Source organism: Komagataeibacter swingsii (genome assembly GCF_003207895.1).
GTDB classification, from domain to species: Bacteria; Pseudomonadota; Alphaproteobacteria; order Acetobacterales; family Acetobacteraceae; genus Komagataeibacter; species Komagataeibacter swingsii.
Window position 1 is genome coordinate 63,332 of record NZ_NKUB01000008.1, and the last position, 25,281, is coordinate 88,612.

The following is a 25,281-nucleotide window of genomic DNA, read 5'->3' on the forward strand; positions in this document are numbered from 1 at the left end:
AGGGGGAGGGTAATGGTTACGCAATCCTCAAGCAGCGGCAGCATGGCGGAGTGCCTGCGCAAGATACGGACGCTGGCCGTCAACAGCACCCTTGATACGGTCATGGGGGGGCTGGCCGCAATCGTGGCGACGGGATTGTGCCCTTATCCTGATACCGCATGGCCGTGGTGGAGCCTGCCCGCACTGGGCATGGCGGCCATCGGGGTCGCGGGCTGGCCATTCCGGGTGTTCCAGCAGCACTGGCGTTTCGCGGGGCGGTCAGATTTCTGGCGGCTGGCGGGCGCATGCGTGCTGGCGGGATTGCTGGTCACGGGCGTGCTTGGCCTGCTGGGCGCGCGCGCCGTGGCGTTTGGCGGGGCGTACGCCATGGCGGCCTTCGTTATCATGGCGGGGGTGCGGGCGGCCTACCAGTGCTGGCGGTCCTATCGGGATGGCCGGGGCAGGGGGGGGCGGCGACGCGTGATCCTGCTGGGGGATGGGGAGGACGCCAGCCGCTTCCTCAGCCTGATGCCGGATATGGGCGGGCTGGTCGTGGGTATGGTAGTCGAAGGCCGGCAGCGCCGCCCCGGCCGCAGGCTGCGTGGCGTGCCGGTGCTGGGGCAGGTGGCGGCGCTGCCGGGCATCCTGTCGGCGTTCAGGGCGGAAGATGAACTGCTGCTGGTGGTGGCCGATCCGCGCTTCCGTGGCGAGCGCCTGTCCGCCGTCCTGCGGATGGCGCAGGAAACCGGCACGCAGGTGCGCTGCATGCCCGACCTGTCGGGTATCGCGGGGGAGGTCATGGCGCCGCTGCACCCGGTCAGGCTGTCGGACCTGCTCAACCGCCCGGCTGTAGCGCATGACGGGCAGGGCATTGCCGACATGCTGCGCGGCCGGCGCGTGCTGATTACGGGGGCGGGGGGATCGATCGGCAGCGAACTGGCCCGCCAGATCGCAGGTCATGCCCCTGACCAGCTGATTCTGGTGGATATGGGCGAATTCCCCCTATGGCAGGTGGATGTCGACCTGGCGGAAAAGGCCCCCGGCATCACGCGCCACCTTGTTCTGGCCGATATACGCGATGCGGGAAGGATGGAGCGCATATTCGCCCGCTTCCGCCCCGAACTGGTGTTCCATGCCGCGGCGCTGAAACACGTGCCCATGGTGGAGGAAAACCCGTGCGAAGGGCTGCTGACCAACGTGACCGGCACCCGCATCGTGGCCGACACCGCCGCCCGGCATGGGGTCAGGGCCATGGTCCTGATTTCAACGGACAAGGCGGTCAACCCCGCCAGCGTGATGGGGGCATCCAAGCGCATTGCGGAAATGTACTGCCAGGCACTGGATGTGGTAGCCCGCAACCGCAACGACGGGCGCGCCATGCAGTGCGTGACCGTGCGGTTTGGCAATGTCATGGGATCGACGGGGTCGGTCATTCCCCTGTTCCGCCACCAGCTGGAATGCGGTGGCCCGCTTACGGTGACCGACCCGCGCATGACGCGGTATTTCATGACGGTGTCCGAAGCGGTCGGCCTTGTGCTGCAGGCCAGCGCCCGGGGCACGGGGGGGCAGGCGGGCGGCATGGCGCTCCTGCTGCGCGGTGGCGGGGTGTTCGTGCTGGACATGGGCACGCCGGTGCGCATTGTCGACCTGGCGCGGCAGATGATCGTGCTGGCCGGGTTGCGGCCCGACCGGGACGTGCAGATCCGCTTTACCGGGCTGAGGCCGGGTGAAAAGCTGACCGAGGACCTGTTTTACAAGCAGGAAATCCTGCAGCCCACCGACTGTCCCGGCCTGCGGATGGCAACGCCGCGTACGGTGGACCTTGCGCAGGTCGCCAATATCATGGATGCACTTACATTGGCATGCCGGGATGGGAATGGTGCGCGCGCGCTGGACCTTGTCCGCAGGCTTGTCCCCGAATTTGCCCATAACCCGCACGGCGTGGCCATTCCGGACGCAGCGGGGCAGGTCGATGTGGAAAGGAATGCATCATGAACGCTCCGGCGGAAGCACCCATAGGTTTTCTGAACCTGCCCCAGCAGCAGAGCCTGATCGCCAATGAAATCAGGCAGCGTGTCAATGCGGTCATGAAACACTGCCGCTTTGTCATGGGGCCTGAAGTCACCGAACTGGAAGGGCGGCTGGCCCGCTACAGTGGCGCCGCCCAGTGTGTCGGGGTCTCGTCCGGGACGGATGCCATCCAGATCGTCCTGATGGCCGAGGGAATCGGCGCGGGTGACGCCGTGTTCCTGCCCGCCTTCACCTATACCGCCACGGCGGAGGTGCCGCTGGTGCTGGGGGCCACCCCGGTTTTCGTGGATGTGGACCCCGCAACCTTCCAGATCGACCCCGCCAGCCTGCGTAGCCGCATTGCCGATGTCCGCCGGGCCGGAAAGCTGCGCCCGCGTGTCGTGATCGGCGTGGACCTGTTTGGCCAGCCCGCCCCGTGGCCCGAACTGCGCGCCATTGCCGAGGAGGAGAAGCTGTTCCTCATGGCCGACTGCGCGCAGGCGTTCGGCGCGACGCTGTCGGGCCGCAGGCTGGGGCGCGAGGCGGTGGCGACCACCCTGTCCTTCTTCCCGTCCAAGCCGCTGGGCGCGTATGGCGACGCGGGCGGCATCCTGACCGATGACCCCGAGCGGGCCGAGCTGTACCGCTCGCTGCGCACGCATGGCGAAGGCAAGACCCGGTACGAGGTCCTGCGCACCGGCATGAATGCGCGGCTGGACACCATCCAGGCCGCGATCCTGCTGGCCAAGCTGGATGTGTTCGACATGGAGCTTGAACGCAGGCGCGCCATTGCCGACGCGTATGACGCGGGCATCGCGGGCCATGTGGTCCCGCCCGCGCGCGTGCCGCACAGCCACGGTTCATGGGCGATCTATTCCGTCCTGACGAAGGGGGAGGAAGACCGCGCGCACCTGCAGCACAAGCTGAAAAGCCATGGCGTGGCGTCGGCCATCTATTACCCGCTTCCGCTGCACCGGCAGCCTGCCTATGCCGCCGCCCATGATGGCGCGGCCCTGCCGGTGTCGGAAGACCTGTCGCGCCGGATCATGGCGCTGCCGCTGCATGCGGAACTGTCGGATCATGACGTGGGCCGGGTCGTCGCGGCCGTGCGCGCATAAGGAGATCATACGCAAATGAGACGCGAGACAGCCCTGCTGATCGGGTTCCTGGTTATCACGATCGGCACGGCGGCGGGACTGTGGCTGATCGCCCTGCCCAATTTCCGGCCCCTCAGCTTCCCCACCATGGAAACGGGCACCATTGCCGTGGGACCGATGCGCAAGGAACGCGCGCTGACGGCGGCACAGGTCCATACGCTCAATGACTGGCTGCAGGCCCATACCGCGGGCTGGGGGCCACTGGGTCAGACGCCGCCATCCAGCGGGGACGCGGTGCTGGAAATGCAGGTCGAGCACAAGGGCCAGCAGCCCACGGGTGACCAGGCGGTTCCCTACCGCATCACGCTGTGGACCGGTATCAGCGCCGCTGACTGGAACAACACCGTGTTCGTGGAGGAACGGCCCGGCGCGGTCATCCGCTTCCACCATTTCAAGGACAAGGACTTCAACGCGCTGCGTGATATCGTCAACCAGTATGACTATCCCCGGTCCGCGTTTCCATGAGTCCGGTGCGCGCGGATACGGCGGGCCTGATCTTTGACTGTGACGGCACGCTGGTCGACAGCCTGCCGTTATACCGCGAGGGCTGGATCGCAGCCCTTGAGGACGCGATAGGGCAGGGCGTGCCGCCCGAATGGTTCCACGGCCATGGCGGCATGTCCGAGCACATGGTGCTGGATATTGTCGAGGCCAGGCTGGGCCGCAGCGTGAACCGCGACGGCATCATATCGCAGGCGCGCGACAGCATGCTGCGCAGGCTGCACGTGCTGCGTGAAATTACCGTGGTGGCCGATATCGCCCGGCAGTACCATGGCCGCCTGCCCATGGCGGTGGCGTCCAACGGGTCACGGCAGATCGTATCCGCCTGCCTGCGCCACCTTGGGCTGGAACGGCTGTTTGACGCCATCATCACCATAGATGACGTGGATAATCCCAAACCCGCGCCGGACATGTTCCTGCTGGCGGCGGGCAGGCTGGCGCTGCCACCCGCATCATGCCTTGTATTCGAGGACAGCCGCGAGGGCATGCAGGCCGCCACCCGCGCGGGCATGGCGCATGTGGATGTGAATACGCTGCTGCCCTGAACCGGGTGGATGAATGTAGAACGGGGACGGGAGCGTGATCCCCCGTCCACGGCAGCCTCCTATACCCGTTCGTCGTCCTTCAGCTTCGGGGTCGCGCGATCGGCGGTCGCCAGCAGGGCCGCCGTAAGCGGTGACGCCAGGATCAGCCCCGGAATGCCCAGGATGGTGCCAAAGATCGTCTGGGACAGGATGGTCAGCCCCGGCGGCATCTTCACCGCGTGGCGCTGGATCAGCGGCGCCATGACATTGCCCTCGAAAAACTGGATGGCGGTGTAAAGGCCCAGAACCATGACCCCCTCGCGCGTGCCCTGTGACAGGCCGATCAGCACGGCGGGCACCGCGCCGATGAACGCGCCGATATAGGGGATGAAGTTGGCCATGCCCGCCACCACCCCCAGCGCGAGGGCCAGCGGCACGCCAATGCACCACAGCCCGATAAAGGACAGCAGCCCCACCACGGTCATGTCCAGCGCCTGTCCCGCCGTCCAGGCCCACAGGGTGCGCCCGGCCGTCAGCAGCAGTTCGCGCGATGTGTGGCGGTATTCATGCGGGATCAGCCGCAGCATGCCGTTGACATACAGTTCGGGCGAGATGGCGAAATACAGCCCCGCGATCAGGATGACCGCCAGCGTGCCCGCCGCCCCGAAGGCGGAGGAGACGAATCCGGTCATGGACCCCGCCAGCGACCCGAACCCGCTGCTGCTGGCGGCCTGTTCGTTCCCGCCCAGCGTGGTGGGCAGGTTGTCGAGGATCATGCGCCCGGTGGAGGAATGGCCCATGCTGTCGCGCAGGTTGTGGGCCTGCTCGCTCAGCGCAGTGCGCAGTTTTACGGCCTGTTCCGATATCTCTGGCCCGCTGCTCCAGATCAGTCCGGTCAGTGCGCCGATAATGACCACGACCACCGCCGTAAGCGACAGCCAGTAGGGCATGCGCGTGTGGCGTTCCACAACGCCGGCAAGGTTGTGCAGGATTACGGCGACAAGGGTCGCCGCGAAGATGACCATCAGCACATCGCCCACCAGCCAGATCAGCATGACCACGATGGTGATGACCAGCGTCAGCCGCAGCAGGGTGTAGATGCGCGCCAGTTGCTGGGCACGGGGATCGGGCGTTTCGTCTTTTTGTGGGGAAGGCTGGGAATCCGGTGCGCCGGGGGCGGGATCCGGCGGGGAAGAGGCTGTCATCTATATGTCCGTATGGTGGCCATGAAACGGGCTGCGTGGAACGTGAACGCCAGCACAGCCGCAGCCGGGATAACGTCCGGGAAGGGGCATGGATTGCGTTGGCCTGAAATTCCACTAACTGGCGGCAGGCCGGGATGTGGGATCAGGCGGGAACATCCCCTTCGTGACCGGTTAAGGCGTAAGCCAATATCTCCTGTCGGAAAAGGGCAGACATGTGAATACTCCGGATATTTCTTCATCGCATCCCGCCCCGCCCGCGCGGCCTGGGGCAGCAGGGTGGGCGCTGGCTGTCGCAACCTTTGCCATAGGCACGGGGGAGTTCGCATTGATGGCGATGCTGCCCGGTGTCGCCCGTTCGTTGGGCGTGTCGGTGCCGGTGGCGGGGCATGTCATCAGCGCCTATGCGGTGGGTGTCGTGATCGGCGCCCCGCTTGCCGCCCTGATCGGTGCGCGCATGCCGCGTCGCAGGCTGCTGCTGGCGCTGCAGGCCATGTTTGTCGCGGGGAATGCCGCATCGGCCCTGGCGCCGGGATACGGGGCGCTGCTGGCCGTACGTTTCCTGACCGGGCTGCCGCACGGGGCCTTTTACGGCGTGGCGGCCCTTGTGGCCGCGGGCATGGCCGATCCCGCCCGGCGGGGACGGGCGGTGGCCGGTGTGTTCGTGGGGCTGACGGTCGCCCATGTGGTGGGGGTGCCGCTGGTGACATGGGCGGGGCAGGTGGCGGGCTGGCGCGCGGTTTACGGGTTCATCACCGCCATGGAACTGCTGGCCCTTGTCATGATCGCGCGCACGGTTCCTGTCGCCGCCCCTGATCCGCAGGGGTCACTATTGCGTGAAATGGGTGCGCTGCGGCGGCCGCAGGTATGGTTTACGCTGGCGACGGGGGCGATCGGGTTTGGCGGCATGTTCTGTGTCGGCACCTACCTGTCGGAGGTGCTGCTTACGGTGACGGGCGTGCCCGCCTATGTCGTGCCGCTGGCGCAGTCGCTATGGGGCGTGGGCATGGTGGCGGGCAACATGGCCGGCGCCCGGCTGGTGGATATCAGCCCCGCACTTGCGGTGGTGGTGACGCTGGCGGCCAGCACCATCATGCTGTGCCTGTTTTCCGCCTGCGCGGGCAACATGGTGCTGGTGCTGATCGTCACCAGCCTGATGGGGGGGATCATTGCCCTGCTGCCCGCGTTGCAGACACGGCTTATGGATGTGGCGGCGGATGCGCAGGGGCTGGTGGCGGCGCTGAACCATTCCGCCGTCAACGTGGCCAATGCCTTTGGCGCGTGGCTGGGCGGGGCGGTGATTGCCGCAGGCTATGGCGCGCAGGACGTGGGCTGGGCCGGGGCCGGGCTGTCGGCGGCGGGACTGGTGATCTTCCTGATCGGGCTGCTGGCGCAGCGTGGGGGACGGCATGCGCCCAACCCGGTTTAGAAAATATCAACCCATTGATCAAAATTAATAAAAGTTTTTGGGTGCCGCCTTTTTTCAAAAAGGCGGCGTTCTTCATGAGGCTCTTTGAAAAAAGCTTCACCAGAAACTTTTGGGGCAATGTTTACTCCGCATTAGCGGCTTCCAGTTCCGTTTCGGCTTCCAGCCAGTCCTCTTCCGCCCGGTCATGTTCGCGTGCAATGGCGGCCAGCCGGGTATTCAGTGCGGTGACTTCATCCGCCTTGCCGCTTTCATACAGTTTGGGGTCCGCCAAGCGGGCTTCCAGTTTCGCGCGTTCAGCCACCAGCCGGGCCATAAGCTGCTCCGCGTCGCGGATGCGCTTGCGCAGCGGCGCCGTGGCCTTGCGGGCTTCGGCGCGTTCGCGACGGTCATCGCGCTTCGGGGCCGCGGCGGGACGGGCGGGGTCGCTGTTCGAAACCGCGCGGGCGCGTTCGGTCAGCCACGCGCGGTATTCCGCCATGTCGCCCTCGAACGGGCGGACCGTGCCATCGCCCACCAGCCACAGCCGGTCGGCCACCAGTTCAACCAGATGCGGGTCATGGCTGATCAGCAGGACCGCGCCCTCGAATTCCGCCAAGGCCCGGATCAGCGCGTCACGCGCATCAAGGTCAAGGTGGTTGGTCGGTTCATCAAGGATCAGCAGGTGGGGCGCATCGCGCGTGGCCAGTGCGAGCAGCAGGCGCGCCTTCTCGCCCCCTGACAGGTCGCGGGTGGGTGTTTCGGCCCGTTCCGCGTCCAGCCCGAAACGGGCAAGCTGCGCGCGCACGGCAGGCGGCGTGGCGTCGGGCAGGGCGCGGGCCATGTGGTCCACCGGGGTTTCATCGGGACGCAGTTCCTCGGCCTGGTGCTGGGCGAAATAACCGCCCTTCAGCTTCGGGCTGTGCCGGATCGTGCCTGACTGCGGTTCCAGCCGCCCCGCCACCAGCTTGGCAAAGGTGGACTTGCCGTTGCCGTTCGCCCCCAGCAGGGCGATCCGGTCCTCCATATCGATACGCAGCGACAGGTTGGACAGGATGGTGTGGTCGCCATAACCGGCGGAAACCCGCTCCATCACCAGCATGGGCGGCGGCAGGGGCGAGGGTTCGGGAAAGGAAAAGTGGCTGGGCGTATCCTCCACCACGCTGTCGATCTGCGGTAGTTTTTCCAGCGCCTTGATCCGGGCCTGCGCCTGCTTGGCCTTGGTGGCCTTGGCGCGGAACCGGTCCACGAAGGACTGCATGTGCGCGCGCCTGGCGTTGATGCGTTCGGCCATGCGGGCCTGCTGCAGGGCCTGTTCGGTGCGGATGCGCACGAATTCCTCATACCCGCCCGGTGTCAGCGTCAGCTTGCCACGGTCCAGATGGGCGATGGCGTCCACCGCGCGGTCCAGCAGCCCCCGGTCGTGGCTGACGATCAGGGCTGCGCCCGAAAACCGTGCCAGCCAGTTTTCCAGCCAGATCGTGGCCTCAAGGTCCAGATGGTTGGTCGGCTCATCCAGCAAAAGCAGGTCGGGGTTGAGGAACAGCGCCGTGGCAAGGGCTACGCGCATGCGCCACCCGCCCGAAAAGTCCGAGACCGGGCGGGTCTGCGCCTGCGCATCGAACCCCAGCCCGGACAGGATGGCGGCGGCCCGCGCCGGTGCGCTGTGGGCGTCGATCGCCAGCAGGCGTTCATGGATGTCGGCAATGCGGGCGGGATCGGCCGTGGTTTCGGATTCGCGCAGCAGGTCCGTCCGTTCGGTATCACCCGCCAGCACCGTATCCAGCAGCGAGCCATAGCCCGTGGGTGCTTCCTGCTTGATCCGCGCCATGCGCGCGCGCGCCGACATGTGGATCGTGCCGCCATCGGGCGCGATATCCCCCGCGATCGCGGCCAGAAGGGTTGATTTGCCCGCCCCGTTGCGGCCGACCAGGCCGATCTTGCGGCCCGGATCGATGCTCAGGCTGGCGCCATCAAGCAGGGTGCGACCTGCGATGCGCAGGGTCAGGTCGGATATGACGAGCAGGCTCAAGGGCGGGAAACTCCGGCAATATGGGGGACATGGCTGGTTTCGTGCGGGTTGTACCTACCAGTCCGCGGCGATATGCTCTAGATGGCGCTTGTAAGGTGATGTCGGCTTATGTCCAATGCCGCCTCGTATATTTCAGAACCCGTTTGAAAGGAGCTGTCCCATGGCAGTCGAACGTACCCTCTCGATCATCAAGCCCGATGCGACCCGCCGTAACCTGACCGGCAAGATCAATGCCGTGTTCGAAGGCAATGGCCTGCGCATCGTCGCACAGAAGCGCATCCAGCTGACGAAGGCGACCGCTGGCGCGTTCTATGAAGTGCACAAGGAACGCCCGTTCTACAACGACCTGGTGTCCTTCATGATCTCCGGCCCGGTCGTGGTGCAGGTTCTCGAAGGTGAGAACGCCGTCCTGAAGAACCGCGAAGTGATGGGCGCCACCGACCCGAAGAAGGCCGAAGCCCACACCATCCGCGCGCAGTTTGCCGAAAGCATCGAAGCAAACTCCGTCCACGGTTCCGACAGCCTGGAAAACGCGAAGAACGAAATTTCCTTCTTCTTCGCCGGCACGGAAATCCTGCCCTGATCCCGTGTGGATCATGGTGGCGGGGGCTTTTGTCCCCGCCAATGGAAAAGCCGACCTTATGGTCGGCTTTTTTCATGTCCGGGGATGTTTGGAAAGGCAGCTTCCCGACATGGGGTAAATCATGAAAAAGTTTCGAAACACGCCGCCTTTTTGAAAAAAGGCGGCACCCAAAAACTTCTGTTTTTTATTTATCGGTCATCACACCGACAGCAGGCAGTCTGATGCAGTGGCGGCAGGCGCCGCGTCAGGGGCCAGCACGCGGCGCAGGGCGGCGGGATACAGGCGGTGTTCCTGCCGCAATACACGCGCGCCCAGCATATCGGGCGTGTCACCTTCCAGCACGGGCACGGCCGCCTGCCCGATGATGGGGCCTTCATCCATGCCCTCAGTCACCCAGTGGACGGTGCAGCCATGGATGCGCGCGCCGCTTTCCAGTGCGCGTTCATGCGTGTGCAGCCCGGGATAGGCAGGCAGCAGGCTGGGATGGATGTTCAGCATCCGTCCCGCCCATGCCGTCGTCAGGAACGGGGTCAGCAGGCGCATGTAGCCCGCAAGGCAGACATATTCCACGCCCGCCGCGCGCAGGGCCGCGTCCAGCGCGCGTTCATGCGCGGCACGGTCGCGGCGGTAGTCGCGGTGGTCGATGGCCTGTGTCGCAAGGCCCGCGTCCCGCGCCACCGCCAGGCCCGGCGCGTCGGGGTTGTTGCTCAGCACAAGGGCGATGCGCGCGGGATAATCGGGGCGGGCGCAGGATTCGATCAGCGCGCGCATGTTGCTGCCGCGCCCGCTGATCAGGATGGCGATGGGTGTCTTGTGGATCACGGGTCGGTTCAGTCGCGCAGTTCGGGCAGTTCGTCAAAGCTCAGCGTGGCCGGGCTGTCGGGGCTGTCGCCCTGCGTGATCGTGCCGATGACGAAGGCCTGCTGCCCACGCGCGTTCAGGCGCGTCATGGCGGCATCCGTGTCCCGCACCACCAGCACCATGCCCACGCCGCAGTTGAATACGCGCAGCATTTCCTCGGTCGTGACATTGCCGATGCTGGCCAGCCACGGGAAGACCGGCGGGATCGGCCATGCCGTGCCGTCGATCACCGCCCGCACGCCCTTTGGCAGCACGCGCGGCAGGTTGCCCGGCAGGCCGCCACCCGTAATGTGGGCCGCCCCCACCAGCAGGCCGGCGTGGTGCAGGTCCAGCACGGGATGGACATACAGCGTGGTGGGCGTCATCAGCGCCTCACCCAGCGTCTGGCCATCGGCAAACGGGCACGGCGCGTCCCATGCCAGCCCGCTGCGGGCGACGATGTTGCGCACCAGCGAGAAGCCGTTGGAATGCACGCCCGCCGATGGCAGGGCGATCAGCGTGTCACCGGGGCGGATGTCACCGGGCAGCAGCGCCGTGCGTTCCGCGGCCCCGACCGAGAACCCGGCAAGGTCGTAATGGCCGGGTGCGTACATGCCCGGCATTTCCGCCGTTTCCCCGCCCACCAGCGCGCAGCCGGACTCAGCGCAGCCCTTGGCGATGCCGTGCACGACCTTGGCCGCGTCCTCGATCGACAGCTTGCCGGTGGCGAAATAATCCAGGAAGAACAGTGGTGTCGCCCCCTGCACCACCAGGTCGTTGACGCACATGGCGACCAGGTCGATGCCCACCGTCTCATGCAATCCGCTTTCGATGGCGATCATGAGCTTCGTGCCCACGCCATCGGTGCAGGAAACAAGGATGGGGTCGGAAAAACCGGCCGCCTTCAGGTCGAACAGCGCCCCGAAACCGCCAAGCCCGCCCATGGTGCCGGGGCGGTCCGTGGCGCGGGCTGCGGGCTTGATGATTTCGACAAGCGCGTCACCGGCTTCGATGTCCACCCCGGCATCCCGGTAGGTGGCGCCGGGCGTGGTGGCGGAGGACGCGTTGGGCGGGCAGGGGGCGGATGTCATGCGGGGGCCTTTATTTCCGTAATCAAACTATCACTTTCCCCCACACCCGCGCGCAGGTTATGAAAACCGTCATGCGGGACCGGGGTCAGAGGGACTTCCGGCCTTCTTTACGTCAAGGCGGGGCAACGCACAAAGCGGTGGTTGAGCGCACGAAGCTGAAAACGGATGAAAACGCGGTCGCGGGCGTGATCGGGCAACTGGTGTTGCCGTTTGCCCACACGCCACGTTTCGCCGCGGGGGATTTTGTCTTTTCCGCCTCCAACGCGGCCGCGCGCAGCTGGCTGCTTGGCCCCACGCCCTGGCCCGAGCGCCGGCTGGCGCTGTGGGGGGCGGCGGGAACGGGCAAGACCCACATGCTGGAAATATGGGCGCGCCTGCATGATGCGGTGCTGCTGCATGGCGGCAGCCTGTCGCATGCCCATGTCACGGCCCTGTTCGCGGCCCGCGCCAGCGGGGCGCCGGTCATGGCCATGGTGGTGGACCGGGCCGATGAATGCGCGGATGAACGCGCGCTGCTGCACTTGCTGAATACGGCGCGCGAACAGGGGATCGCGCTGCTGCTGGGCGGCCGTACGGCCCCGGCGCGCTGGCCCGTGGCGCTGCCTGACCTGGCAAGCCGGCTGCGGGCGACCATGGCCGTGGCCATACGCCAGCCCGGAGACGGGCTTTTGCGCGTGCTGCTGCTGCGCCTGCTGGCGGAACGCCAGATTGTCGTGTCGCAGCCGGTGGTGGAATGGCTGCTGCGTCGCCTGCCCCGCACGGCGCTGGCCATGCAGGACGCGGTGGACCGTCTGGACCATGCCGCCCTTGCGTCCGGCCGCCCCGTGACCCGTGCCCTTGCCACCCGCGTGCTGGCCGACATGCTGGTGGCGGACATCATGGGGGCCACGGATGGGGAACCCGGTACCTGAACGGCCTGCCTGCTCTGGCCAAGTGGCGTGTCACTGGCCTAGGGTCGTATGCAATAAAGAACATCACCCCTGAACGGGAGATCGAATCCATTGGCCAGAACGCCACGCAAAGGCCCCGACGGCACCGCCCCCAAGCCCCGTGCCCGCACGCGCAGCCGCAAGGCGGCTGAGACCGGGCGACAGGTCGCGGTGCGCGCGCCGGTGGAACCGGCACCCGACGCCACCTCGCCCAAGCGCTTCATCAACCGTGAACTGTCGTGGCTCGATTTCAACCAGCGCGTGGTGGATGAAGCCGACAACCCGCGCAACCCGCTGCTGGAACGGGTGCGTTTCCTGTCGATCAGCGCCAGCAACCTTGATGAGTTCTATTCCGTGCGCGTGGCGGGGCTGGTGGGGCAGGTGCGCGAGGGGCTGGTCAAGACCTCGCCCGACGGGCTGACGCCGCAGCAGCAGCTTTCCGCCGTGCGGGAGCGCACGGGCCGCCTGCTGCAGGAACAGCAGCGCATCTGGCGTGACCTGCAGCGCGAGCTGGAAGGGGCGGGCATTGTCGTATGCGACGAAGTCTCCTTCACCGAAGAGGAACAGGCCTGGCTGGAAAGCTGCTTCATGGAACGGGTCTTTCCCGTCCTGACGCCGCTGGCGATCGACCCGGCCCATCCGCTGCCTTTCATCCCCAACATGGGCATCGCGCAGGCGCTGCGGCTGATGAACGCCGAAACCGGGCAGTTCGTGATGGAAGCGCTGATCCTGCTGCCCGCGCGGATCGAACGCTTCATCCGGCTGCCTGTCGCGCTGTCGCCGCCGGGGGTGACGCGCTTCATCCTGCTCGAACGCCTGATCGTCATGTGCATCAACCGCCTGTTCCCCGGCCTTGTGGCCGGGGACTGGGGCGTGATGCGCGTGGTGCGCGACACGGACGTGGAATTCGAGGACGAGGCCGAGGATCTGGTCCGTTCGTATGAAAGCGCGCTCAAGCGCCGCAGGCGCGGCGTGGTGATCCACCTCGATATCGAATCCCGCATGCCCGAGGACCTGGCCCGGTCGATGGCCGAGGGGCTTGCCCCGCCCCCGGACGAGGTGTTCGTGCAGTCCGGGCTGATCGGGGTAGTGGACCTCAAGCAACTGATCGTCGATGATCGGCCCGACCTGCTGTTCCCGCCCTATACCCCGCGCTTTCCCGAACGGATCGTCGATTGCGGCGGTGACTGCTTCGCCGCCATCCGCGCGCGGGACATGATCGTCCACCACCCGTTCGAAAGCTTTGACGTGGTGGTGCAGTTCCTGCGGCAGGCGGCCATCGACCCCGCCGTGGTCGCGATCAAGCAGACACTGTACCGCACGTCTCGCGACAGCCCCATCGTCAAGGCCCTGATCGAGGCGGCGGAAGCCGGCAAGGCCGTGACCGCCATGGTGGAACTGCGCGCCCGCTTTGACGAGGAAGCCAATATCCGCCTTGCCCGCGCGCTGGAAGCGGCGGGCGTGCAGGTGGTGTTCGGTTTTTCCGACCTCAAGACGCATGCCAAGCTCAGCCTTGTCGTGCGGCGCGAGGGCGGTGCGCTGCGCTCCTACGCCCATTTCGGCACCGGCAACTACCACCCGATCACGGCGCGGATCTACACCGACCTGTCGTTCTTCACCTGCAATCCCGAACTGGCGCGCGATTCGGCGCGGCTGTTCAATTACATGACCGGCTATGCCGTGCCCGCGCGGATGGAGGCGATCGCGTTTTCCCCCGTGACCATCCGCCGCACGCTCGAAGACCTGATCGCGGGTGAAATCGCCCATGTGCAGGCCGGTCGCCCGGGGCAGATCTGGCTCAAGATGAACTCGCTGGTTGATCCAGACCTGATCGACCGGCTGTATGCCGCGTCGTGTGCGGGGGTGAAGGTCATGGCGGTGGTGCGGGGCATCTGCTGCCTGCGGCCCGGCGTGCCGGGACTTTCGGAAAACATCCGGGTCAAGTCGATCGTGGGCAGGTTCCTTGAACACGCGCGCATCTATGCGTTTGGCGACGGGCACCGCCTGCCCGGCAGGCAGGCGAAACTGTACATCTCATCAGCGGACTGGATGCAGCGCAACATGGACTGGCGGGTGGAAAGCATGGTGCCCATGCTGGACCCGCAGGTGCACGCCCGCGTGCTGGACCAGATCATGATGATCGACCTCAAGGACAACCTGCAGTCGTGGATTCTACAGCGCAATGGTGTATGGCGGCGTCTGGAGCCGGGACGCAGGCCATTTTCGTCGCATGAATATTTCATGGAACATCCGGTTCATGCGGGGCGGGGCACGGCGGCGGGGGAGGCCCCGATCCGGGTCAGCGTGTCGCAGCCATGGCATGCGGAACAGACTATTGAAGACTGAGGATTACGGTATGGGTGCGGTCATGGCATGGTGCGTGGGCGATATATGGGGCCGGATGTGACGGGTCTGGGCGGGTTTCGCCGGTCGGCGGTCATAGATCTGGGGTCGAATTCTGTCCGCCTTGTGGTGTTTGACGGGATTTCACGCAATCCGGCCCCCATATTCAATGAAAAGGTGGTTCTGCGGCTGGGGCGGGGCCTGAATGCGACGGGGCGCCTGAATGAAGAAGCCGTACCGCTGGCGATGGAGGTCATGGCCCGCTTCAACGCCATCGCGCGCGGGATGGAGGCCAGCCCCTTCGAGGTCCTGGCCACCGCCGCCGTGCGTGACGCCAGCAATGGGCCGGAATTCGTGGCGGGGCTGAAATCACGCCTGCCCGGCGTGCCGATCCGTATCCTGAGCGGGGAGGAGGAAGCCGATTATTCCGCCACCGGCGTGCTGTGCGGCATACCGGACGCCAACGGGCTGGTGGCCGATATCGGTGGCGGCTCGCTGGAACTGATCCGGCTGGAGAACGGGCGCAAGCTCAATGCCTGCACGCTGCCGCTGGGGGTGATCCGGCTCAACGACCGCGCCGATGGCGACCTTGCCCGCGCGCGCGCGCTGGTGGATGAGGACCTGTCCAGGGTCGGCTGGCTGGATGACGTGCACGATCAGGACCTGTATCTTGTCGGCGGCGCGTTCCGTGCGCTGGCGCGCATGCAGATCGCGCGTACGGCCTATCCGCTGAATATCGTCCATCTCTATCGCCTGGCCCCTGATACGGGGCGGGAAATGGCGGACTGGATCATTGGCGCGGGCAGGCGCTCGCTTGAACGCCTGCCCGGCGTGCCGCGCAAGCGGCTGGAGGATGCGCCCTATGCCGCGACCGTGCTGCGCAGGCTCATGCGGCGCACGCGTCCGACGGGGCTGGTGTTCTGTGTCGATGGCCTGCGCGAAGGGTGGTACATGCGCAATGTCGCCGCAAGCGTTGCCGACAATGACCCGCAGGACGCCGTGGCGCGGGAAATGTGCAGCATGCTGGGCCGCAGCATGACCCTGCCCGAACGGCTGGCGGAATGGACCACGCCCCTTTTCCCCGATGAGGGGCAGGTGGCGACCCGCCTGCGCGGGGTTGCGTGCTGGCTGTCGGATGTGGGGGCGCATGACCACCCCGAATACCGGGCGGAACAGACCTACCTGCGTATCCTGCGCATGCAGGGCGTGGGTTTCACCCATCAGGCGCGGGCCTTCCTGTCGCTGACGCTTGCGGTGCGGTACGGGGCCGACCTGTCGGTGGCGTACCTGCAGCCATCGCGGCAGTTGCTGGACCAGGTGCAGTTCGGTCGGGCCGTGGCGCTGGGGCAGGCATTGCGGCTGGCCTATACCGTCAGCGGCGGGACCGAGGCGCTGCTGGATGGCACGCGGCTGGAATGTGAGGGCCGCGTCCTGTCCCTGCATTTCGCGCCGGGCCGCGATGTGGTGCAGGGCGAAAGCGTACGCCGCAGGCTGGAACGACTGGGCAATGCACTGGACATGACGGTCCGGATACGCGACCACTGATCCGCATGGCGCTGGAAAACGATAAAAGTTTTTGGTGAAGCTTTTTTCAAAAAGCTTCAAAGGAACACGGCTTTTTTGAAAAAGGGGTAACCAGAAACTTTTCTGTCATTTGCATGATGGCGCAAAAACAGTCTTTCCAGACGGTCTCTTCAGGTATGGGCAGGGCATAACGCGACATGGGCATACGGCACGGACACACGCGCGGCCTGCTGCTGATCCGGGGCGGGACGGTGGTGACGGCGCAGGCGTCGTTTCGGGTTGATGTGCTGTGTGGCGACGTGGGGGAAATCCTGGCCGTTGGTCCCGATCTGGACATCCCTTCCAACGGCACGGTGGTCGATGCGGGCGGGCTGCTGGTCATGCCCGGCGGGGTGGACCCGCAGACCGGCATTGGCGCGGATGAGGCAGGCTTCGCCCGCACGGTGGCGGCGCTGTCGGGTGGCACAACCACCATCCTTGACACCATGCATCCCGATGGTGGCAGGCTGGATGCGGCATGGCGGGACTGGCGGCATGCCGCGCGCCATGCCCATGTCGATGTCGGGCTGCATATGGCGATGCCGGATTCCGGCACAGTCGTAATGCGGCACATGGACGTGCTGGTGGCGGAGCACGGCGTAAACGCCTTCCACCTGTCCATGGCCGATGGCCTGTCCGACCATGATATCCTGGAACTGACCAGCCATGCCGCCGCTTGCGGCGCCCTGTGCATGATCGAGGCCCAGAACGCGCAGGCCGTGGCCTATCTGCGCGCCGGACTGGACCATGCGGGCATTACCGGCAGCGAGGCCTGCCTGCTGTCCGCCCCGCCAGCAGTCGAGGTCGAAGCAGTGGGCCGCGCCATCATGCTGGCGGGACTGTCCGGCGGGCCGGTGCATGTGGGGCCGGTATCCACCACTGGCGCCACGGAAGTTCTTGCGCAGACCCGCCTGCGTGGCCAGCGGGTGGAAGCGCATGTGCTGGCCCCGCATCTGGTGGTGGATGAGGCGGTCCACGATCCCGAAGGCGACGCGGTCCCGGATTCCTGCATTACCCTGCCTCCCTTTCGCGATGGGATGCACCGGCGGGCGTTATGGGGTGGGCTGGCGTCTGGCAATATCGGCATGGTGGCCAGTGGTTTCCGCCCGGCGGGCGGCGCGGGAAACGGTGTGGCCGACGGCCTTGGGCAACGCATGCGCGTGGTCTGGCAGCATGGCGTGCGCGCGGGCATCCTGACGGCGGAGGAATTCGTGGCCGCCACATCGCAGGCGGCGGCCCGCGCCTTCAATATCTATCCCCGCAAGGGCGCGATCATGCCGGGGGCTGATGCCGATATCGTGCTGTGGGATCCCGATGCGCAGGAAACGTGTGTGTCCGGCCTGTATGCCGGGATCACGCTGGGTGGCCGGGCGGTGCAGGTCATTCGCGGCGGTGTGACGGTATGGAAGGACGACATGCCGTGCGAAGGTGCGGGATACGGGGCCTATGTGCCGTGTCCGGCCTTCCGGCCCCAACTGTCGGAACGCATGCGCAGGGCGGCGCACCTGTCGATGCGTGACGGTGAAAGACATGATCGTGGCCCTTGAATATGTTGATGGGAAATAAAAGTTCTTGGGCGCTGCCTTTTTTCAAAAAGGCAGCATTCTTCGAAGCTTTTTGAAAAAAGCTTCACCAAAAACTTTCCGAATGTCTCAAAGACGGGTTTTTCAGGCAGGCTCCTGTCCTTTGCCGGGGTGACAAGGCCGGACCGGGTTCCATATATTGGGCATATCACAATGAAAGGCTGTTCCGGCTGTCTGCCTTGAGGGGGGTGAGGCAGTCCTGTGGCCATGATAGAGGGAACAGATTTGACGGGGATCAGACACGGCATCCGTTTCTATGTCGGAAACGAATGCCATACGTTGGCCGATGTCGCGCCGACGCGTACGCTGCTGGACTGGCTGCGCGAAGACCGTGGCCTGACCGGCACCAAGGAAGGCTGCAACGAAGGCGATTGCGGGGCCTGCACCGTGCTGGTGGTGCGGCTGGAAGGGGAGCGGCTGGTCTGGCGCGCGGTCAATGCGTGCATCCAGTTCGTCTCCATGCTGGATGGCGCGCAGGTCCTGACCATCGAGGACGTTCGCGCCCCCGATGGCAGCCTGCATCCCGTGCAGCAGGCCATGGTGGACCAGCATGGCTCGCAATGCGGCTTCTGCACGCCCGGTTTCGTCATGTCCATGGTGGCGGGGCGCAAGGCCGACGGGCTGGCGCAGGATGAACACGCGATTGATGACATGCTAGCCGGTAACCTGTGCCGCTGCACCGGATACGCCCCGATCGTGCGCGCCATGCGCCACGCCGTGCAGGCGGGACCGGACCATTTCGACGCCATGGCGGGAGAGATCGCCGACCGGCTGCGCGCCCTGCGCGACGGGGCGACGGTCGAACTCGACGGGCCGGCGGGCCGCCTGACCATTCCCGCGGATGCCGATGCGCTGGCACGGGTCATGGTGGCGCATCCCGATGCGCGGATCGTGGCGGGGGCGACCGATGTGGGCCTGTGGGTGACCAAGGGCATGCGGGACCTGCCGCATGTTGTCGCCATCGGGCAGGTGCCCGACCTGCGCCGGATCGAATGCAATAAGGATGGGGTATATCTCGGCGCTGCCGTCACATGGCAGGAAGCACGCGCTGTTCTGGCTGATATCCTGCCGCAGCCGGATGCGGAGGTCATCCGCCGCATCGGTTCGGTGCAGGTGCGCAACAGCGGCACGGTATGCGGCAATATCGCCAACGGCTCACCCATTGGCGACGGGCCGCCGGTGCTGATCGCGGCGGGGGCGAAGCTGCACCTGCGTCGTGGTGACGTGCGGCGCGTCATCGCGCTGGAAGATTTCTTCATTGATTACGGCAGGCAGGACCGTGCGCCGGGTGAGTTCGTGGAAGGCGTGAGCATCCCCCGTCCCGGAGCGGACACCGTGATCCGCGCATGGAAAGTGTCCAAGCGGTTCGATCAGGACATTTCCGCCATCCTGGGCGCGTTTTCCCTGACGTTTGCGCCTGATGGCGCCATTGCCAGTGCCCGCGTGGCCTTTGGCGGCATGGCCGCCACACCGCGTCGCGCCAGCCGGACGGAAGCGGCACTGGAAGGCCACAGGTGGGATGAAACCACGCTGGCGGCAGCCCGTCAGGCCATCATGGCTGATTTCGCCCCCATTACCGACATGCGGGCCAGCGACTGGTACCGCCGCACGGTCGCGGCCAACCTGCTGACCCGGCTTCATGCCGATTGCGGGCCGGAGAACGCACGCGCCGATATCAGCGTGCGCGCGGCCTGCGCCAATGCGGGAGGACACGCCCATGGCTGATGGAAACAGCTTTGCCAACGCATCCCCCCCGGCGGGCGATGGCATCGTGCCCGGCGGCGCATCGGACAGCCTGCGCCACGAAAGTGCCGCCATGCATGTGCAGGGCAGCGCCACCTATATCGATGACCTGCCCGAACCACGTGGCACGCTGCATCTGGTCCCGGGGCTGAGTACCCGCGCCCATGCCCGCATCCTGTCCATGGACCTTGACGCCGTGCGTCAGGCGGATGGCGTGGTGGGCGTCTACACCGCCGCCGACATTCCCGGCGACAACCAGATCAGCCCCGTGGGCAAGGGGGACGAACCGCTTCTGGCGACTACCGAGGTCTCGTTTTACGGCCAGCCGGTATTCGTGGTTGCCGCCACCACCCGCAACGCGGCGCGCCGGGCGGTGCGTCTGGCGAAGGTGGAGTATGAGGACCTGCCCGCCATCCTGAACGTGGCCGAAGCCCGGGCCGCCGGCAGCCCCATGGTCTGGCGGCCGATGGAAATGAAGCGCGGCGACGTGGTGGCGGGGCTTGAGCACGCTCCCCGCAGGCTGTCGGGCCGCGTGACCGTAGGCGGGCAGGAACATTTCTACCTTGAGGGGCAGGTCGCCCTGGCCCGGCCGGGTGAGGAGGGGGAGGTGCATGTCACATCCTCCACCCAGCACCCGACCGAAACCCAGCATATGGTCGCCCATGTGCTGGACCGTCCCGCCAACCTGGTCACGGTCGAGGTCCGGCGCATGGGCGGCGGCTTTGGCGGCAAGGAAACACAGGCCAATGCCTGCGCCTGCCTGGCAGCCCTGGTGGCCGACCGGATGGGGCGCGCGGCCAAGATGCGGCTGGACCGTGACGACGACATGACCATGACCGGCAAGCGGCATGATTTTGTCATTGATTATGATGTCGGCTTTACCGACGAAGGCCGGATTGTCGCGGTGGACATGGTGCTGGCGGCGCGGTGCGGGTGGTCGGCCGACCTGTCCGGCCCGGTGATCGACCGTGCGCTGTTCCATGCGGATAATGCCTATTTCTACCCCGATGTGCGGCTGCGGTCCGAACCGCTGCGCACCAATACGCAGTCCAACACTGCCTATCGCGGTTTTGGCGGCCCGCAGGGCGTTGTCGCGGCGGAACGCGTGATCGAGGAGATCGCGTTCGCCACCGGCCTTGACCCGCTGGCGGTGCGCCTGCGCAACGCCTACGGCACGCATGACCGCAACGTCACACCCTACAACATGGTGGTCGAGGACTCGATCACCGCCGAACTGCTGCCCGAACTGGCGCGGCGCTGCCATTACGAAAAACGGCGCGAGGCCTGCCGTGCGTTCAATGCCGGCAGCCCCTACCTGCGGCGCGGCATTGCGATCACGCCGGTCAAATTCGGCATTTCCTTCACCGCCACCCATTACAACCAGGCCGGCGCGCTGGTTCATGTCTATACCGACGGGTCGGTGCAGGTGAACCACGGCGGCACGGAAATGGGGCAGGGCCTGCATACCAAGATGGTGCAGGTCGCCATGCGTGAACTGGGGCTGGGCACGGATCAGGTGCGCATTACCGCCACCACGACCGGCAAGGTGCCCAATACGTCCGCCACGGCGGCGTCTTCCGGCGCCGACCTCAACGGCATGGCGGTGCTGGACGCGGTGCGGCGCATCAAGCGCAGGCTGGTGGAATTCGCGGCCGCCCACTGGAACGTGGGCGAGGACGAAGTCCGCTTCGCCCCTGATGGCGTGCATGTGGGGCAGAAGGTCATCGCGTTTTCGCACCTGACGCGGCAGGCCTATTTCGCGCGCGTATCCATGTCCGCCAACGGGTTTTACAAGACGCCGAAGATTTCATGGAACGGGGATACGGGTCAGGGCCGCCCGTTCTATTACTTCGCCTATGGCGCGGCGTGTTCGGAGGTCGTGATCGACCTGCTGACCGGCGAGATGAAGATCGACCGCGTGGATATCCTGCATGACGCGGGGCAGTCGCTGAACCCGGCGCTGGATATCGGCCAGATCGAGGGCGGCTTCGTGCAGGGCGCGGGGTGGCTGACATGCGAGGAACTGGTCTGGGACAGGGCGGGCCGCCTGCGCACGCACGCGCCCAGCACGTACAAGATCCCGGCCTGTTCCGACCGTCCGCGCGTGTTCAATGTCGAACTGCTGGAAAACGCGCCCAACCGCGAACACACCATCTTCCGTTCCAAGGCGGTGGGGGAACCGCCCTTCGTGCACGGTGTGTCGGTGCTTCAGGCGGTGTCCGACGCGCTGGCCAGCCTGGATGGCTACCGCACCTGCCCGCGTCTGGACGCGCCCGCCACGCCTGAAATGATCCTGCGCGTGGCCGAACGCATGCGGCACGGCAGCCCGCCCGCCTGAGCGCCATGAGCATGGAAATGCGCGCGGATCTGGTGCGATGGCGGCTGTCAGGCCAGCCGGTCGCCCGGGTCCGTGTGTCGGACGCGCGCGGGTCCACCCCGCGTGAGGCCGGAACCTTCATGCTGGTCACGCCCACCGAACAGTCCGGCACGATCGGTGGCGGCGACCTGGAATGGAATGCGATCCATCAGGCGCGCAGGCTGCTGGATGCGGGCGGGCAGGCGCTGGTGCAGCGCATAAGCCTTGGCGGCAATTCAGGCCAGTGCTGCGGGGGTGAAGTGCGCCTGACCCTTGATGTGCCGGATCGTGCCGGGCTGGATGAGATCCTGGCGCAGCTTGAACACCTGCGCCGCACGCAGCCGCTGCTGCTGCTGTTTGGCGCGGGCCATGTGGGCCGTGCGCTGGCGCATGTGCTGGCTCCGCTGCCGCTGCGGCTGGCATGGTGCGATTCGCGCCCGCATGAATTCGGTCCCTCCATTCCCGCAGGGGTGGCGGTGCATGACGATGGCGCATGGGAGCCGCTTGTAGCCCACGCCCCGCCGGGTTCCGGCGCGCTGGTCCTGACCCGGAGCCACGCGTTGGACAGCCTTATTGTTGCATCCCTCCTCGAACGGGGTGATTTTCGCTATGTCGGGCTGATAGGCTCGCACACGAAACGCCGGCGGTTCGAGGCGGGCTTCCGCCAGATCGGCCTGCCTGAAGAGCGGATCGCCACCATGGTCTGCCCGATCGGGGACCGCGGCGTGCGCGACAAGCGGCCCGCCGTCATCGCCGCGCTGGTCGCGGCGGAAATCGTCACCCGCTTCCTGCATCCGGCGCAGGCGGGCGGCCATGCAAACGGGGATGACACCAGCCCATGAACGATCCGCTTTCCCGTACCCCCCGCATGATGCGGCTGCATGCGCGGGGCATTTCCTATTTCAACGCCGTGCGGGAATGCCGCTCGATCCGCGAGGCCGCGCGCAGGCTGAACGTCACGCCATCCGCCCTGACCCGCCAGCTTGCGCAGATGGAGGCCGAAATCGGCGCGCCGCTGTTCGACCGCCTGCCCGATGGCATGGTGCTGACGGAAGTGGGCACGATCATGGCCCGCCATATCGTGACCGTGATGCAGGACGCGGCCCGGACGGAAGAACAGATCAACGCCCTGTCCGGCCGCCATGACGGGCGGCTGCGCATCATGGCGGTGGAAGGGATCGCGGGGCAGTTGCTGCCCGCCCTGCTGGAACGCATCATTTCAGCCTATCCATCCGTGGAACTGCATGTGGAGGTCGGCGCGCCTAAGACCATCGTATCCGCCCTGCAGGACGGGCGGGTGGACCTGGGCATTGCCTTTTCGCTGGCGCTGTATCCCGAACTGCGGCGCGTGGCGGTGGGGCATTTCCCGGTTGGGGCCGTGGTGCGCGCGGACCACCCGCTGGCGCATCTGCGCACGGTCACGGTGGAGGAATGCACCGCCTACCGCCTGATCCTGCCCACGCGCACGCTGTCGCTGTACCGCGTCATGGAACCCATGCTGCGCCCATGGCAGGACCGGCTGAACGTGGTGCTGCAGACCGGGTCGATCGAACTGACCAACCGCATGGTGCGGGCCGGGGCTGGGCTTGCGTTCCAGTCACCGCTGGCGGTGGGCGCGCAGCCGGGACAGGACAGCCTGCGCCATGTGCCGCTGCGTGACACGCGGGCGGTGACGGACCTTGGGGCCTATGTGCGGGAATCCCGCTGGCTGCCGCCCCTGCTGGAAACGGTGATCGAGGAACTGCGGCTGGAACTGCGCCGCGTGCAGGGGGTCAGCGACGAACGGGTGGTCTGACCCGGTGTTGCGTTTTGGGCAACGGAACGGTCAGATCATTATACTAGACGGAACACGTGGCGGGCTGATTAGATTTACCCATCATGGTGCGGTTGGGGACTATCCGCATGGCGTCGGGGGACGCCATGCGGGCTGCATCGACAAACAGTAAAACATGATGGGAACCCGCAGATGGACACCACAACGCCGCCGAATGCCGGGATAAGCAGCGGGCTTGCAGCACTGGACGCGGCGGTGCGCCGGGATCTGGAAATCATCCGCTATCCCCGCAAGGAATGGGTTCCCCCCATGGAACGCGACGGCCAGCGCGTGCTGGACGTGGCCATTATCGGGGCGGGTCAGGGCGGCCTCGCCACGGCCTTTGCGCTCAAGCGCAACAACATCACCAATGTCCGGATTTTTGACCGTGCGGCCAAGGGCGGCGAAGGCCCGTGGGTGACGTTCGCGCGCATGATCACGCTGCGCACGCCCAAATACGTGACCGGCCCCGATCTTGGCGTGCCCTCGCTCACGCCGCGTTCGTGGTACGAGGCGCAGTACGGGGCCGAAGCATGGGAAAAGCTGGACAAGATCCCGCGCGGGCAGTGGCAGGACTACCTGGACTGGTACCGTGACATCCTGAACCTGCCGGTTGCAAACGACCATGATTTCCGGGGCGTTACATGGGAAGATGGCCTGCTGCGCCTGACCTTCCGCCGCCCCGACGGGTCCACCCATGTGCATTATGCCCGCAAGCTGGTGCTGGCCACCGGGATCGAGGGCTGCGGTTCGTGGCATGTGCCCGATTTCATCCGTGATGGGCTGCCGCGCGCGCGTTATGCCCATACGTCGGAAAACATCGACTTCACGGCGCTGAAGGGCAAGCGCATTGGCGTGCTGGGGGCAGGGGCGTCCGCATTCGACAACGCGGCCACGGCGCTGGAAAAAGGGACGGGCAGTGTCACGCTGTGCCTGCGGCGCAAGGAAATCCCGTCGATCAACCCGTATCGGTGGATGGAAAATACCGGCTTCCTCGCCTACTACCCCGCCCTGTCGGACGACCTGCGCTGGGGTTTCATGCGCCGGATATTCGAACTCAACCAGCCGCCACCGCAGGATACGTTCTGGCGTTGCCGCCGGCACAGGAATTTCTTCTTCCGCACCGGCTGTCCATGGACGGCGGCGCATATGGATGGTGACGAGATCGTGATCGATTCGCCCACGGGCGAAATGCGCTTCGATTTCGTGATCATCGGCACCGGGTTCACGACCGACCTGTCGCGCCGGCCGGAAACGCGGTCCTTTGCCCCCTCCGTTGCCCTGTGGGGCGATCGCTACACCGCGCCCGCGGGGGCGGAAAGCGCCGTGCTGGAAAGCTATCCCTACCTGGGCGAGAACTACCAGTTCCTGCCGCGCCGGGCGGATGACGCGCTGGCGCCCATGCTGGCGAACATCCACAATTTCACGTTCTCGGCGACCCCCAGCATGGGGCTTTCGGGGGCGTCGATCAGCGGCATGCGCTTTGGTGTGGAACGCCTGGCCCGGGGGCTGGGGCGTGACCTGTATGTAGCCGATGGCCGGCAGCATCTTGAAAGTCTGCTGTCCTATGACGTGCCGGAACTGGTCAGTCTCGATCCTCCTGTTGCATGATGCGTCCCGGGTAGAT

At 66.2% G+C, this 25,281-nt stretch carries 19 protein-coding genes; 15 read left to right on the forward strand and 4 right to left on the reverse strand.

All coding sequences use genetic code 11. From position 1 onward, the window contains the following. The first annotated feature begins 42 nt into the window (after window positions 1-42). Genes CFR76_RS08135 through CFR76_RS08150 form a run of 4 tightly spaced genes read left to right on the forward strand, consistent with a single transcriptional unit; the run spans window position 43 to window position 4,192 of the window. Window positions 43-1,974: a polysaccharide biosynthesis protein gene (locus tag CFR76_RS08135; protein WP_110556679.1), complete on the forward strand. Its 1,932-nt coding sequence runs from the start codon at window positions 43-45 to the stop codon at window positions 1,972-1,974. Next, window positions 1,971-3,107, forward strand: coding sequence for a DegT/DnrJ/EryC1/StrS family aminotransferase (locus CFR76_RS08140; protein ID WP_110556680.1), 1,137 nt, complete (start codon window positions 1,971-1,973; stop codon window positions 3,105-3,107). The genes CFR76_RS08135 and CFR76_RS08140 overlap by 4 nt, the downstream gene beginning before the upstream one ends. 15 nt (window positions 3,108-3,122) lie before the next feature. Beyond that, on the forward strand, window positions 3,123-3,611 hold the full coding sequence (locus tag CFR76_RS08145; RefSeq protein ID WP_110556681.1) for a hypothetical protein: 489 nt from the start codon (window positions 3,123-3,125) through the stop codon (window positions 3,609-3,611). Continuing rightward, on the forward strand, window positions 3,608-4,192 hold the full coding sequence (locus tag CFR76_RS08150; RefSeq protein WP_110556682.1) for an HAD family hydrolase: 585 nt from the start codon (window positions 3,608-3,610) through the stop codon (window positions 4,190-4,192). The genes CFR76_RS08145 and CFR76_RS08150 overlap by 4 nt, the downstream gene beginning before the upstream one ends. 59 nt (window positions 4,193-4,251) lie before the next feature. Here CFR76_RS08150 and CFR76_RS08155 read toward each other — a convergent pair whose 3' ends face one another. Then, complete coding sequence (locus CFR76_RS08155; protein ID WP_110556683.1) at window positions 4,252-5,376, reverse strand: AI-2E family transporter; 1,125 nt, start codon at window positions 5,374-5,376, stop codon at window positions 4,252-4,254. A gap of 283 nt (window positions 5,377-5,659) precedes the next feature. Here CFR76_RS08155 and CFR76_RS08160 point away from each other — a divergent pair, with 283 nt between their 5' ends. Further along, complete coding sequence (locus CFR76_RS08160) at window positions 5,660-6,802, forward strand: MFS transporter (RefSeq protein WP_110556739.1); 1,143 nt, start codon at window positions 5,660-5,662, stop codon at window positions 6,800-6,802. 121 nt (window positions 6,803-6,923) lie between these two features. On the opposite strand, the gene CFR76_RS08165 is transcribed toward CFR76_RS08160, so the two are convergent. Then, window positions 6,924-8,810, reverse strand: a complete 1,887-nt coding sequence (locus CFR76_RS08165; protein ID WP_110556684.1) for an ABC-F family ATP-binding cassette domain-containing protein — start codon at window positions 8,808-8,810, stop codon at window positions 6,924-6,926. Between the two features lie 160 nt (window positions 8,811-8,970). On the opposite strand from CFR76_RS08165, the gene ndk reads away from it, so the two are divergent. Next, window positions 8,971-9,393, forward strand: coding sequence for a nucleoside-diphosphate kinase (gene ndk / locus CFR76_RS08170; protein ID WP_010514331.1), 423 nt, complete (start codon window positions 8,971-8,973; stop codon window positions 9,391-9,393). A gap of 198 nt (window positions 9,394-9,591) precedes the next feature. Here the strand turns inward: ndk and purN are convergent, their stop codons facing one another. Both purN and purM read right to left on the reverse strand, forming a co-directional pair. Then, window positions 9,592-10,215, reverse strand: coding sequence for a phosphoribosylglycinamide formyltransferase (purN, locus tag CFR76_RS08175; protein ID WP_110556685.1), 624 nt, complete (start codon window positions 10,213-10,215; stop codon window positions 9,592-9,594). An 8-nt stretch (window positions 10,216-10,223) separates the two neighbouring features. Then, a complete protein-coding gene (purM, locus tag CFR76_RS08180) occupies window positions 10,224-11,324 on the reverse strand; it encodes a phosphoribosylformylglycinamidine cyclo-ligase (protein ID WP_110556686.1) in 1,101 nt (366 codons plus the stop codon). 137 nt (window positions 11,325-11,461) lie between these two features. Between purM and CFR76_RS08185 the strand changes: the two genes are divergently transcribed. The 9 genes from CFR76_RS08185 to CFR76_RS08230 all read left to right on the forward strand — a co-directional run bounded on the left by CFR76_RS08185 (window position 11,462) and on the right by CFR76_RS08230 (window position 25,265). Further along, the gene (locus CFR76_RS08185) at window positions 11,462-12,235 is read left to right on the forward strand and encodes an HdaA/DnaA family protein (protein ID WP_110556687.1); all 774 of its coding nucleotides are present in this window, start codon (window positions 11,462-11,464) and stop codon (window positions 12,233-12,235) included. A 90-nt stretch (window positions 12,236-12,325) separates the two neighbouring features. After that, window positions 12,326-14,599, forward strand: coding sequence for an RNA degradosome polyphosphate kinase (locus CFR76_RS08190; RefSeq protein WP_110556688.1), 2,274 nt, complete (start codon window positions 12,326-12,328; stop codon window positions 14,597-14,599). Window positions 14,600-14,644: 45 nt separating this feature from the next. Further along, window positions 14,645-16,141, forward strand: coding sequence for a Ppx/GppA family phosphatase (locus CFR76_RS08195; protein WP_110556740.1), 1,497 nt, complete (start codon window positions 14,645-14,647; stop codon window positions 16,139-16,141). Between the two features lie 176 nt (window positions 16,142-16,317). Further along, the gene (locus tag CFR76_RS08200) at window positions 16,318-17,706 is read left to right on the forward strand and encodes an amidohydrolase family protein (RefSeq protein WP_110556689.1); all 1,389 of its coding nucleotides are present in this window, start codon (window positions 16,318-16,320) and stop codon (window positions 17,704-17,706) included. A gap of 243 nt (window positions 17,707-17,949) precedes the next feature. Next, window positions 17,950-19,467, forward strand: a complete 1,518-nt coding sequence (xdhA, locus tag CFR76_RS08210) for a xanthine dehydrogenase small subunit (RefSeq protein WP_244191836.1) — start codon at window positions 17,950-17,952, stop codon at window positions 19,465-19,467. Then, a complete protein-coding gene (xdhB, locus tag CFR76_RS08215; protein ID WP_167402083.1) occupies window positions 19,460-21,823 on the forward strand; it encodes a xanthine dehydrogenase molybdopterin binding subunit in 2,364 nt (787 codons plus the stop codon). The genes xdhA and xdhB overlap by 8 nt, the downstream gene beginning before the upstream one ends. Before the next feature lie 5 nt (window positions 21,824-21,828). Continuing rightward, a complete protein-coding gene (gene xdhC, locus CFR76_RS08220) occupies window positions 21,829-22,683 on the forward strand; it encodes a xanthine dehydrogenase accessory protein XdhC (RefSeq protein WP_110556693.1) in 855 nt (284 codons plus the stop codon). Beyond that, window positions 22,680-23,636 carry a LysR family transcriptional regulator gene (locus CFR76_RS08225; RefSeq protein WP_110556694.1) on the forward strand — a complete coding sequence of 319 codons (957 nt, stop codon included), beginning with the start codon at window positions 22,680-22,682 and terminating at the stop codon, window positions 23,634-23,636. The genes xdhC and CFR76_RS08225 overlap by 4 nt, the downstream gene beginning before the upstream one ends. Window positions 23,637-23,807: 171 nt before the next feature. Next, window positions 23,808-25,265 (forward strand): NAD(P)-binding domain-containing protein, encoded by a 1,458-nt coding sequence (locus tag CFR76_RS08230; RefSeq protein ID WP_110556695.1) that lies wholly within the window; start codon window positions 23,808-23,810, stop codon window positions 25,263-25,265. Window positions 25,266-25,281: the final 16 nt, after the last annotated feature.